The 12226-nt window shown below is 70.6% G+C and carries 12 protein-coding genes; 9 read left to right on the top strand and 3 right to left on the bottom strand.

The features are described from left to right. Window positions 1-128: 128 nt before the first annotated feature. A complete protein-coding gene (locus tag ACFFIA_RS06390) occupies window positions 129-1691 on the bottom strand; it encodes a class I adenylate-forming enzyme family protein (RefSeq protein WP_377246878.1) in 1563 nt (520 codons plus the stop codon). Between the two features lie 107 nt (window positions 1692-1798). Here ACFFIA_RS06390 and ACFFIA_RS06385 point away from each other — a divergent pair, with 107 nt between their 5' ends. The 9 genes from ACFFIA_RS06385 to ACFFIA_RS06345 are packed head-to-tail and all read left to right on the top strand — an operon-like array spanning window position 1799 to window position 10629. Then, on the top strand, window positions 1799-2611 hold the full coding sequence (locus tag ACFFIA_RS06385; protein ID WP_377246875.1) for an enoyl-CoA hydratase-related protein: 813 nt from the start codon (window positions 1799-1801) through the stop codon (window positions 2609-2611). 14 nt (window positions 2612-2625) lie between these two features. After that, on the top strand, window positions 2626-4260 hold the full coding sequence (locus tag ACFFIA_RS06380; RefSeq protein WP_377246872.1) for a FadD3 family acyl-CoA ligase: 1635 nt from the start codon (window positions 2626-2628) through the stop codon (window positions 4258-4260). Further along, on the top strand, window positions 4257-5009 hold the full coding sequence (locus tag ACFFIA_RS06375) for a hypothetical protein (RefSeq protein ID WP_377246869.1): 753 nt from the start codon (window positions 4257-4259) through the stop codon (window positions 5007-5009). Before ACFFIA_RS06380 ends, ACFFIA_RS06375 begins: the two co-directional genes overlap by 4 nt. Before the next feature lie 37 nt (window positions 5010-5046). Continuing rightward, window positions 5047-6189: an acyl-CoA dehydrogenase family protein gene (locus ACFFIA_RS06370; RefSeq protein ID WP_377246866.1), complete on the top strand. Its 1143-nt coding sequence runs from the start codon at window positions 5047-5049 to the stop codon at window positions 6187-6189. 1 nt (window position 6190) lies between these two features. Then, window positions 6191-7228, top strand: a complete 1038-nt coding sequence (locus ACFFIA_RS06365) for an LLM class F420-dependent oxidoreductase (protein WP_377246863.1) — start codon at window positions 6191-6193, stop codon at window positions 7226-7228. A gap of 13 nt (window positions 7229-7241) precedes the next feature. Next, complete coding sequence (locus tag ACFFIA_RS06360) at window positions 7242-8105, top strand: amidohydrolase family protein (RefSeq protein ID WP_377246860.1); 864 nt, start codon at window positions 7242-7244, stop codon at window positions 8103-8105. A 12-nt stretch (window positions 8106-8117) separates the two neighbouring features. Then, the gene (locus ACFFIA_RS06355) at window positions 8118-9119 is read left to right on the top strand and encodes an LLM class flavin-dependent oxidoreductase (RefSeq protein ID WP_377246857.1); all 1002 of its coding nucleotides are present in this window, start codon (window positions 8118-8120) and stop codon (window positions 9117-9119) included. A gap of 4 nt (window positions 9120-9123) precedes the next feature. Continuing rightward, window positions 9124-9876, top strand: a complete 753-nt coding sequence (gene fabG / locus ACFFIA_RS06350; protein ID WP_377246854.1) for a 3-oxoacyl-ACP reductase FabG — start codon at window positions 9124-9126, stop codon at window positions 9874-9876. 3 nt (window positions 9877-9879) lie between these two features. Then, window positions 9880-10629, top strand: a complete 750-nt coding sequence (locus tag ACFFIA_RS06345; RefSeq protein ID WP_377246851.1) for an SDR family NAD(P)-dependent oxidoreductase — start codon at window positions 9880-9882, stop codon at window positions 10627-10629. A 120-nt stretch (window positions 10630-10749) separates the two neighbouring features. Here ACFFIA_RS06345 and ACFFIA_RS06340 read toward each other — a convergent pair whose 3' ends face one another. After that, window positions 10750-11382 carry a vitamin K epoxide reductase family protein gene (locus ACFFIA_RS06340; RefSeq protein ID WP_377247045.1) on the bottom strand — a complete coding sequence of 211 codons (633 nt, stop codon included), beginning with the start codon at window positions 11380-11382 and terminating at the stop codon, window positions 10750-10752. 28 nt (window positions 11383-11410) lie between these two features. Further along, window positions 11411-12061: a DsbA family protein gene (locus tag ACFFIA_RS06335; protein ID WP_377247042.1), complete on the bottom strand. Its 651-nt coding sequence runs from the start codon at window positions 12059-12061 to the stop codon at window positions 11411-11413. Window positions 12062-12226: the final 165 nt, after the last annotated feature.

Here is a 12226-nt window from a genome sequence, read left to right as displayed (position 1 = left end):
AGCACGTGTCCAATGCGTCTTGCCAACTATACAATCATTGTACCCTAAGTAGAGGTATGAGGTGCGCTGGCTCCGTCGGAGCCGCCGTGGGACACCGGCGCCGGTGTGCTACGGGGAGATGCTTCACCTCACGGGCGCTCGACGCCGGCCCGGAGCTCCCGGCGCAGCAGCTTGCCGAGGTCCGAGCGGGGCAGCTCGTCGGCGGCCAGAAACTCGACCGGGATCTTGTAGGGCGCCAGGTGTTGCCGGCACCACGCGGCCAGCGCTGCCCCGTCGACCGACTCGCCGTCGACGGCCACGATCCAGGCGTACGGTACCTCGCCGAGCCGGCTGTCCGGCACCCCGGCGACCGCGGCCTCGCGTACCGCCGGATGCCGACGCAGGACTTCCTCGACCTCGTCCGGGAAGACCTTCAGCCCGCCGCGGTTGATCATGTCGCTGACCCGGCCCTCGATCCAGAGGAACCCGTCCGTGTCCAGCCGGCCGATGTCGCCGGTGCTCAGGAACCCGTCGACGAATCGGTCGCCGGGTGGTGGATCCTGGCTGCCACCGGTGGCGTACCCACGCATCCGGAACGGCGAGCGGATGTGGATGTGCCCGGACTGGTCGATGCCGAGCTCGCCTCGGTCGTCGTCGAGGATCCGCACGTCCACGTCGTCGTACGGGCGGCCCGCCGCGCCGAGCTTCGCGTCGCCGAACCGCCGGATGTCCTCGATCGTCCAGCCGACGACCTCGCCGCCCAGTTCGGTCTGGCCGTACGAGTTCAGCACCAGCACCCCGAACCGGTCGCGGAACCGGCGCGCGGTCGCGGGCGACAGCGGCGCGGTGATCGAGCGCACGATCTCGAGCGGAGCCAGCGATTCGACGTCGCTGTCGCAAAGCGCGCTGATCATCGCCGGAGGGAGCACAGTGGACTTGATGCCGTGCGCGCGTACCGCGCTGGCGAACGAATTGGGGGAGAAGCGCTCCAGCAGCACCACGCCGAAACCGGCACGCAACGCGAAAAGTGTGTTGAAGATCCCACTCCACAGCGCCAGCGAGAGTGGGATCAGGTTGACCCGCGTGGCGCCGGGGTCGCGTCGCGGTCGCGGGCCCCGGCGGCGGGCGAGCTTGCGTAGGCTCGAGTCGAGCGCGTCGATCGTGCTCTGGTGGCGCAGCAGCACTGCCTTCGGCTTCCCGGTGGTGCCCGACGTGCGCAGCACCATCGCGACATCGGGGGCGTACGTATTGCCGCCACCCGAGCGCGGGCGACGCACCCGCGCGTCCCACGTCGACTCGTCCAGCTCGACCATGCCGACATCGACGTGCTGCCGGTCGAGGTCTTCGGGCGTACCCAGCAACATGTCGGCCGCGGTCTCCGAGATCAGCCCGGCGACCTCGCGGGGTGCGGCACGCCGGTTGATCGGGATGTAGACCGCACCGGCGGTCCAGACGGCGAACATCACGACCACGCCCGCAGGGCCCGAACCGACCAGGCCGCCCACGGCGTGCCCAGGCCGGATGCCGGCGCTGGTGATGGCGGCGGCGACCCGCGCCACGGCGTCCCGCAGCTCGGCGAGGGTCAGCGACCCGCTTTCCATGTGGACGATCGTGGTGTCCGGCGTCGCGGGGTGTCCGTCCAGCAGATGCGGTAGGGAAGCGTTGCCGGGGGCGACCGTGGGCAGCTCGCCCTCCGTTGGTGCAACGCTCATGGAAGCCCTCTCTGTCCCGTTCAGCTCCGCTATTCAATCATAGTAAAGATAGCTAGTACATGCGAGTGGGGCTGACGTTACAGACCTTCCATCTTTATAATGCTTGCATGTTAAGGCCGTACCCGACGTTGGACAGCGTCAAGATCGACCTAAGCGACGGCCTTCTCAGCCTGCGCATCAACGACCCTGGCCGGCGCAACGCGCTCAACGACGATGGCATCCGCGCGCTCAACGACGCGCTGGAGACGGCCCACAACGACGAGAAGGTGCGCGCCGTCGTGCTCTCCGGCGAGGGCGACGACTTCTGTAGCGGCTTCGACATCGTGCGCCGCAACGCCGACCCCACCAACCGTCCCCGGGTGGGCGCGATCCAGCGGCGGCTCCCGTCGCAGGCGCACCGGCTCATCCCCCAACTGTGCGCGCTCCAGGTGCCGGTCGTCGCGGCGGTCAGTGGATACGCGGTCGGCATCGGCATGCAGCTCGCGCTGGCCAGCGACTTCGTGGTCGCCGACGAGACCACCACGTTCTGGGAGCCGTTCATCACCCGGGGGATGACCCCGGACAGCGGCGCGACCTGGCTGGTGACCCGGGCAGTCGGGCCGTTGCGGGCCCGCCGCCTGCTGCTGCTCGGCGAGCGGCTCGACGCGCGTACCGCGGCGGAGTGGGGGATCGTCCACGAGGTCGTGGCCGCCGGCGAAGCGGGCTCCGTGGCGCACGCGCTGGCCAGCCGGCTCGCGGGCGGACCGACGGTGGCGCTCGGCCTCACCAAGGCGCTGATCAACCAGGCGGCCGACCAGCGGCTCGACGACCAACTGCGGGCCGAGGGCTTCTCGCTGGAGATCTCCTCCCGCAGCAAGGACTTCCGCGAGGGCCTGACCGCGTTCGTCCAAAAACGGCCGCCGCAATTCAGCGGAGAGTGACCAAGGAGCCGGAAGTGCCCGAACAGACACCCCCCGAAGACCCCGCCGCACCGGCAGCCGAGCGCGCGCCGGAGCGCACCACACCACGCATGCTCCTGGCCAGTGCCGCCCGCTTCCCGGACGACCTCGCGGTCATCGACGAGGACGTCCGCCTGACATACACGGCGCTGCGCGAGGCGGCGTTCGACGTCGCCCGCGCCGCGATCGCGATGGGCATCCGGCGCGGCGACCGGGTCGGCCTGTGGGCGCCCAACTCGCAGCGTTGGATCATCATGTCGCTCGGCCTGCACTGCGCCGGCGCGACGGTCGTCCCGCTCAACACCCGCTTCCGCGGCCCGGAGGCCCGCGACATCCTCACCCGTGTCGACGCGGCGGCGGTGTTCATGGAGGACGGCTTCCTCGGGTACGACTACGCGGGCGCGCTGCGCGAGGAGCCGGGAGTGCTGACCGGCGTACCCCTGGTCGACATCGCGGACGCCGGCGCAGCGAAGCCCGGTGTCACCGGCTGGCACGACTTCCTGGCCGGCGCGGGCACGGTCTCCGCCGAGACGGCACGGGAGAGCGCGCTGGCCGTCGAGCCCAGCGACCTTGCCGAGATCATCTTCACGTCTGGTACGACGGGCCGCGCCAAAGGGGTCACGATCCCGCACGGCTACTCACTCGACCTGTACGAGAAGTACGGCCGCATCTGGGGCCTGCGCCGCGGCGACCGCTACCTGGTCAGCAACCCGCTCTTCCACACCGCCGGCAACAAGGCCGGCATGATCACCTCGCTCATGCGGGGGCTGACGATCGTGCCCCTGCGGGTCTTCGACACTCGCGAGGTGCTGCGCATGATCCAGGACCACGGGGTGTCGGTGATGAACGGACCGCCGACCGTCTTCTACTCCCTGCTCGAGTCGGCCGACCGGGAGGCGTACGACCTGTCGTCGCTGCGGGTCGCCGCCACCGGCGCGGCGGTCGTGCCGGTGGCTCTGGTCGAGCGGGCCCGCACCGACCTGCCCTTCGAGCGGTTCATCACCGCGTACGGGATGACCGAGTGCTTCGGCACCGCGACCATGTGCCGCGAGGGCGACGGTGCCGAGTTGATCGCCAACACCAGCGGCCGTGCGCTGCCCGGGATCGAGCTGCGCGTGGTCGACCTCGACGGCAACCCGTTGCCGCCCGGCGAGCCAGGCGAGGTGCTGATCCGCGGCGAGAACGTAACCCCCGGCTACTGGGACGACCCGGAAACCACCGCCGCCACCATCGACGCCGAAGGCTGGTTGCACTCGGGCGACATCGGCACACTCGACGCGGACGGCAACCTGAAGATCACCGACCGGCTGAAGGACCTGTTCTTCGTCGGCGGGTTCACAGTCTCGCCCGCGGAGATCGAGCAGGCGCTTGCCCGCCATCCGGCGATCGCCGAGGTCGCGGTCATCGGCGTACCCGACGAGCGGCTCGGCGAGGTGCCCCGGGCGTACGTGGTGCCGAGGCGCGGCGCGGAGCCCGACGCCGACGAGATCATCGCCTGGATCCGCCAGCGGCTGGCCAACTTCAAGGTGCCGCGCGGGGTCGAGTTCGTGACCGCACTTCCCCGCAACGCCAGCGGCAAGCTCCTCAAGCGCGACCTCCGGGCCGCGGTCGCGCAGCGGTCGCCCGCGTGACGGTCACGGCATGGCCGGTCAGCGGGCTGACCGGAGAGCTGGTCGCGGTGCCGGAGCTGTGCAGTGGCGACGGATGGTTCTTCGGCGGCTGGGGCCTGGGGCTCCTCGTCGAGGCCGCGCGCGGCGACGGGGACGGGTCCGTGATCGACCTCGCCGCCGGGTTCTACCGCCCGGTCCGCGTCAGCAGCCTGCTGTCCGTGCGGCACGAGGTCGGCGTGGCCGGGCGTACCCTGCGGCACAGCCGCGTCGACGCCTACGTCGACGGCCAACTCGTCCTCGGCGGCACCGCGGTGGTCGGCCCCCGGCCGGGGCCGGTCGAGACGGCGGCGGCGCCGCCGGACGTACCGCCGCCGGGCGACTGCCCGGAGCGGCGCTACACCCTGGGGCCCGGTCCGGGGGTAGGCGCGCTGCTCGACGTCCGGGTCGCCGGCGAGCGCCTCGACGCGGGTGACGCCAGCCGGGTGCGGCTGTGGGTGCGTACCCGCGTGCCTGTCCCGGACGAGGTACGGCTTGCCGTGGCCAGCGACCACATCCCGTACCTGATGCGCCGGCTGGAGCCGACGCTCGTGCGGGCCAGTACGGTCAGCGCCACGCTGCGCGTGTTCGACGGCGAGGTCGACGAGTGGGTGCTGGTCGACATCGGGCTCGTCGCGCGGGGGGAGCGGTTCACCGTCGGCCGCGCGAGCCTGTGGTCGGCCGGCACACGGCTGGTGGGGGTGGCGGAACAGACGACCTACTTGAGACGCTAACCTGCTATCTTATTTAAGATAGACAGGAAGGCCGCTGATGGAGGAAGCCGAGTTCCAGGAGATCCTGCGGACCGTCCGGGCGTACGTGCGCGAGGTCGTCGTGCCGGCCGAGGACGTCATCGAGGAGACCGACGAGATCCCCGAGGCGATCCGCCGCGGCGCGGCGGATATGGGCCTGTTCGGGTACGCCCTGCCGGAGGAGTACGGCGGCCTCGGGCTGACCACACTCCAGGACGCCCGACTGGCCATCGAGTTCGGCTACACCACCCCGGCGTTCCGGTCGATGTTCGGCACCAACAACGGCATCGCCGGGCAGGTTCTGGCCAACTTCGGCACCGACGAGCAGAAGAAGCGCTTCCTGCCGCGGATGGCCACCGGCGAGTGCGTCGCCTCCTTCGCGCTGACCGAGCCGGAGGCCGGCTCGGACCCCAGCGGGCTGCGGACCAGGGCGGTACGTGACGGCGACGACTACGTCATCGACGGCCACAAGCGCTTCATCACCAACGCCAACTGGTCCACCATCCTGATCGTGTTCGCCCGCACCGGGGGACCCGGCGCCGCCGGCATCTCGGTGTTCGTCGTCGACACCGACACACCTGGGGTCACCGTCGGCCCCCGTGACAAGAAGATGGGCCAGCGCGGCTCCACCACCGCCGAGATCCATTTCGACGGCGTACGCGTGCCCTCGGACCGATTGATCGGCGGGGTGGAGAGCGCCGGGTACGCCGCTGCGATGCGCTCGCTGGCGCGCGGGCGGGTACACATCGCCGCGTGCTGCGTGGGCATGGCGCAGCGCCTGGTCGACGAGTCGGTCCGCTACGCCGCCTCCGCCAAGCAGGGCGGCACCACGCTCGGCGACTTCCAGCTCGTGCAGGCGCACCTCGGCGAGTCCGCGACCGACCTGTGCGCCGGCCGCGCGCTGGTGCTCGACGCGGCCCGCACCTACGACGACGGCAGTGACCGGCGGATCGGCCCGTCGGCGGCGAAGCTGTTCTGTAGCGAGATGCTCGGCCGCGTCGTCGACCGGGCCGTGCAGGTGCACGGCGGGATGGGCTACATGCACGGCGTGCCGGTCGAACGCCTCTACCGCGACGCCCGCCTTTACCGAATCTACGAGGGCACCAGCGAGATCCAGAAAATCATCATCGCGCGGCGGCTGCTCGCCGAGGAGCGGGGCTGACATGGCCGGACAGCTCAAGCTCGGGCTGGCGCTCAGCTACTGGTCGGCCGGACCGCCCCCCGGCCTGGCCGAGCTCGTCGCCACCGCGGAAGGGCTCGGCTACGAGTCGATGTGGGCAGCCGAGGCGTACGGCTCGGACGCGCTGACCCCGCTCGCGTGGCTGGGCAGCCGGACCACCCGCATGCGGCTCGGTACGGGGATCGCGCAGATGTCCGCGCGTACGCCGGTGGCCACCGCGATGGCCGCGATGACACTGGACCACCTCTCCGGCGGCAGGTTCGTGCTCGGGCTCGGCGCCTCCGGGCCGCAGGTCGTCGAGGGCTGGTACGGGCAGCCGTACCCGCGACCGCTCGAACGCACCCGGGAGTATGTGGCGATCGTCCGGCAGGTGCTGGCCCGCGAGCGGGTCGCGTACCACGGCAAGCACTACCAGCTTCCGCACCCGGGCGGCACCGGACTCGGCAAGGCGCTGCGCTCGACGGTCCACCCGCTGCGGACCGATCTGCCGGTGATGCTCGCCGCCGAGGGCCCGCGCAACGTCGCGCTCGCCGCCGAGATCGCCGATGGCTGGATATCGGTGTTCTACCCGGCGCGCGACGACGCGTTCTACCGGAAGGCGCTAGCCGAAGGTTTCAGCCGGCCCGGCGCGCGCCACACCCAGGACGCGTTCGAGGTCACCTGCAAGGTGGAGGTCGAGATCGCCGACGACGTGGAGGCGGCGGCCGACCGGGTACGCCCGCTGCTCGCGCTCTACGTCGGCGGGATGGGCGCCAAGGGCGCGAACTTCCACTACGAGGTCTTCGCGCGGATGGGATTCGAGGCCGCGTGCACGCGCGTCCAGGACCTGTACCTGGCCGGTCACAAGGCCGAGGCGGCGGCCGCGGTGCCGCTCGCGATGGTGGAGGCAGTCGCCCTCGTCGGGCCGCCCGCGAAGATCGCCGACGACCTCGCCGCCTGGCGTGAGTCGGCTGTCACCACGCTGCTCGTCTCCGGCGACGTTGCCAAACTTGCCGCGATCGCGGACCTCGTCCATCGATGATCAGGAGGTGACCATGCGATTTCTCGACAGCCACATGCATCTGTGGCACCTGAGCGTCAACAAGTGGTACCCCGCCCTGGACCCGCCCGAGGGGAGCGACGACTTCGGCCTCGGCGAGATGGCCGGGCTGCGTCGCGACTACCTGCCAGCCGATTACCGGGCCGACGTCGCCGGCTCCGGACTCGATGTCGATGGCGTCGTGCACCAGTCCGCGGTCACCGCCCCAGGCACCTCCGTGGCCGAGGCGCGCTGGCTCGACGAGGTCGCGAAGAAGCAGGGGCTGGTCCGTGCGGTCATCGGCACCGTCGACCCGGACCCGGCCTCGATCGCCGAGTCAGTCGCCGAGCAGGCGCGGAGCCCGCTGTTTCGGGGCATCCGGGTGCTGACCGGGTTCGCCGCGACCGACTCGGCGACCGCCGCGCTGCTGGCCGCGCTGGAACATGGCAGCCACGTCTTCGATGTGGTGATCCGGCCGGGCGAGGTCGACGCCTGGCTGCCGGTACTGCGCGAACATCCCCAAGTTCCCGTGGTGTTGGCCAATGCCGGCTGGCCCGAGGGTGGTGAGGCAGAGCAGCGGCGGGAGTGGGCCGACGGGTTGGCGAAGCTGTCCCGGCTCGACAACGTCACCTGCAAGATTTCGGCGCTGCCGATGACGCTGCACACACTCGACGCCGCGGCGCTGCGGCCGTGGATCGACACCTGCGTGGACACGTTCGGCGTCGATCGCGCCTTCTTCGGCAGCAACTTCCCGGTCGATTCGCTGTTCGGCCCGTTCGCCCAACTCGCCGAGGCGTACCTGGCCGCGACCGAGAGCCTGGGCGAGGACGAGCGCGCCGCGCTGTTCGCCACCAACGCCGAACGCTGCTACCGCGTCTGAAGGGATACAACCATGTACGTCGGGTTCACGATGGACATGCGCAACCCGTTGAACCGTCCCTGGCGCGAACACTGGGAAGACTGCCTGCACCTGATGGTCGAGTGCGAAGCGATGGGTTTTGACTACATCATGGTGCAGGAGCATTTCTTCCAACCCGACGGGTACGCGCCGTCGGTGCCGATCTTCCTCACGTTGCTGGCCGAGCGGACGCGGACGATCCGGATCGGTTCATACGTCTACATCCTGCCGCTGCACCACGCCGCGCAGCTCGCGCAGGAGACCGCCGTGCTCGACCACCTTTCCGGCGGGCGGCTCGACGTGACCGTCGGCTCCGGGCACAGCGCGGCCGAGTACCGGGCGCTGGGCTACAACCCGAAGACTCGACCGTCCAGGATGGACGAAGGCATCGAGGTGCTGAAGCTGGCCTGGACACAGCGGCCGTTCAGCTTCAGCGGCAGGTACTACGACCTCAAGGACATCTCCGTGCAACCGGCACCGCTGCAACAGCCACACCCGCCGCTGTGGGTGGCCGCGACCGCGCCGCCCGCCGCCCGTCGCGCCGGTCGCGTCGGCGCTCACCTGCACGGCGCCTCCGTCGACCCGGAGTTCCACGCCGCGTACTTCGCCGGCCTCAAGGAAGCCGGGATCCCGAGGAAGCGGGCACGCATCTCCAACCCGTGGTCGATCACGGTCACCGATGAGCACCCGGACAAGGTCTGGGAACGCCGCCGCGAACTCGTCTTCGAACGCTGGGACTTCTACCGGCGTATCCGGGCCGAGATAGGCGACCCAGATCTGCATTACGGCCTGCCGCCGGCGCCGGAGGCGTACCGCGACTTCGAACTCGTCGGGGACGCCGACACGGTGACCGCGACACTGAAGCAGTTCGCCGACACACTTCCGATCACCGACATCGTCCACTCCGGACCCACCGGGGGAGTTCCGCACCAGGAGGCGTACGCCGACCTCAAGCGCTTCGCCGACCAGGTCCTGCCGACCGTCAAGGGATGGTAAACAGATGAGCACACGAGTAGCGGTGGTAACCGGCGCCGCGCGAGGGATCGGTGCGGCGACCGCGCGCAGGCTGGCCGACGACGGCCTGGCCGTGGCCGTGGTCGACCTCGACGAGACCGCAACGAAGTCCACAGTGGAGGCAATCGGTTTGGCAGGCGGCCGGGCCATCGCTGTGGGCGCCGACGTGTCCGACCGCACGGCCGTCGACGCGATGGTGACGCGTGTGGCCGACGAACTCGGGCCGCCGACCGTTTTGGTCAACAACGCCGGCGTGATCCGCGACAACCTGCTGTTCAGGATGAGCGACGACGACTGGGACACCGTGATGGCGGTCCACCTGCGCGGCGCGTTCCTGTGCGCCCGGGCGGTGCAGAAGCACATGGTCGACCAGAAGTGGGGCCGGATCGTGTCGCTGTCAAGCACCTCCGCGCTCGGCAACCGCGGCCAGGCCAACTACGCGACCGCCAAAGCCGGCCTACAGGGCCTGACCAAGACGCTCGCGATCGAACTGGGTCCGTTCGGGGTGACCGCCAACGCGGTCGCGCCCGGCTTCATCGTCACCGAGATGACCGCGGCCACGGCCGCGCGGGTCGGCGTCGACTTCGCCGAGTTCCAGGCGAAGCGGGCGGCGGAGACACCGGTACGCCGGGTCGGCAACCCGGACGACATCGCCCACACCGTTTCGTTCCTGGCCTCCGAGGGAGCCGGCTTCGTCACCGGCCAGGTCATCTACGTCGCCGGTGGCCCGCGTGGCTGAGGGATGAGCGGCGTGCACCTCGGCTTCACACCCGGCGACACGGTCATCGTGACCGGCGCCGGCAGCGGCATCGGGCGCGCCACCGCGTTCGCCGCGGCGGCGCTGGGCCTGCGGGTTGTCGCCTGGGACATCGACGGTGCGGCCGCCGCGGCGACTGCTGACGCCGTTGGTGGTGCCACCGTCGCCGCCACGGTCGACGTGGGCGACGATGAGCAGGTGGGCGCGGCGCTGGCCGGCCTCGGCCCGGTTCGTTACCTGGTCAACAACGCCGGCCCGCCAAGCGGGGTGGAGCGGCCGTTTGACGAGGGGATCCTGCTCGGCGCCGGAAGCGTACGGCGGGTCACCACGGCGTGGCTGGCGACGCCCTTGCCGCCGGCCTCCGTGCCCGGATCGGCGGAGCCGCGCCGCGCGGTCGTCAACGTCGCCTCCGTCGCCGGCACGACGATCGGCGCCTCGCCCGACTGGTATCCGGCCGCGAAGGCGGCGATCGCCGGCTACACCCGGCACCTGGCGGCCTGCCGCGCTGGCGAGGTGCGCGCCAACGCGGTGGCACCCGGAATGATAAACACTCCGCGGCTGGCGGGCTTCGCGGCAAGCCCGGTCGGGCAACGAGCGCTGGCCCGCGTGCCGCTCGGCCGCCTCGGCGCGCCCGAGAACGTCGCGCACGCGATCCTGTTCCTGCTGTCCCCGCTGGCTGCGTACGTCAACGGCGTGGTGCTGGTCGTCGACGGTGGCTGGACTGTCGCCCAGTAGTCGTCAGGTCGCCCGGTGGCTACTCCACCGCCGGCGCCCGCCGCGGGAGACGTGCTGGCGGCACGGTTCCCACAGCGGGCGGCCGAGACGCGGGAGGTGACCCAGGGCGCGTGCCCGCCGTCACAGCAGGGTGCGCCAGTAGGTCCAGAAAGCCTCGCCGACCAGCACTGTCAGGATCAGCAGCCAGGCGACCGGGACCGCGGTGTGCAGCCGGGTGACCACGGTGACCGCCGCTCGCCACGAGGGCGGGACCGGCAGGTGTCCACGGTCGAGGTTGTGCAAGGTCACATACGAGAAGAGCACGATCGTGACCACCCATACGACCATGCAGTACGGGCACAGGGCGCCGATCCGGTAGAGGCTCTGCGCGAACAGCCAGTGCACCAGCCCGATGCCGAAGATGGTGCCGGCTTGAAGGCCGAGCCACCACCAGCGGGGCAGCCGGATGCCGCCAAGTACGGCGACGCCGGTGGCGACCACGAGTGGAAACATGGCCACGCCGATCAGCGGGTTGGGGAAGCCGAACACCTCGGCCTGTGGCGTGTTCATGACCGAGCCGCAGGACAGGATCGGGTTGATCGAGCAGCTGGGCGTGTAGTCGGGGTCGCGCAGCAGCGCGATCTTCTCCACGGTCAGGGTGAACGCGGCGGCGCCGCCGAGCAGCCCGCCGACGGCCAGGACCCAGCCGATCAGCCGGTCGCTGATCGGGCTGGCCTGGTCTGGTTCGGCGCGGTCGGGGCGGTCCGGCCGGATGTGGACGGTGCTGGACACGTGCCCTTCCTTACCGCGCCAAGGCGTCGTCGATGGTCTTCTTCAATGCCTCGTAGGTGGGTTCCTGCTCGTAGCGGGCGCCATTGACGAAGAACGTGGGCGTCCCCTGAACGCCCAACAGCGCGCCGTCCTGGGCGTCCGCGCGCACCCGGGCCTCCACCGCTGGGTCGGCCATGTCCGCGCGGAACTTCTCCACGTCAAGCCCCAGCTCGCTGGCGTACCCGACGAACGTCTCCACCTGGGACTGCTGGTTGTGGCCCCAGGCGGTCTGGTTGTCGAAGAGCTTGATGTACATCTGCTCGAACTTGCCCTGCCGCGCGGCGGCCTCCGCGGCGTGTGCGGCGTTGAACGCGTTGGGGTGGCTGGCGATCGGGAAGTACCGCACCACGTACGTGATCCGGTCGCCGTACTCCTCGCGTAGCCGCTCCACGCCCGGGTAGGCGGCGCCGCACGCCTCGCACTCGAAGTCCAGGAACTCCACCACGGTGACCTTGCCATCGGCGGCGGTGGAGAGCCGGTGGCTGTCATCCCGGACCACGGTCTGCGCCACCTCGCCAGCGAGGAGGTCCTCGCCGCCGGACCGGTTGACCACGAACACGACGGCGAGCGCGACCACCGCGACCGCGACGAGGCTCAACGTCACCTTCAGGTTGGTGCTCATGCCGCGCCGACGCGCCTGGCGTACCGCTTTCTTGGCGGCTTGCACCTGCGGGCGGTCCTGCTGGGCGGTCGTGGCGGCGGTGGATCCGGGGCCTTTGCGCTGCTTGCCGGCCGAAGCGCGGCGGGCTTTCGACTTGTGCGGTGGCATGGTGAGTCCTCGATTCAT

Origin of the sequence: Phytohabitans kaempferiae (assembly GCF_042433955.1) — a bacterium.
Classification (GTDB): domain Bacteria; phylum Actinomycetota; class Actinomycetes; order Mycobacteriales; family Micromonosporaceae; genus Phytohabitans; species Phytohabitans kaempferiae.
The sequence above is the reverse complement of the archived record's forward strand: the minus strand, read 5'-3'. Positions and strand labels throughout refer to the sequence as shown.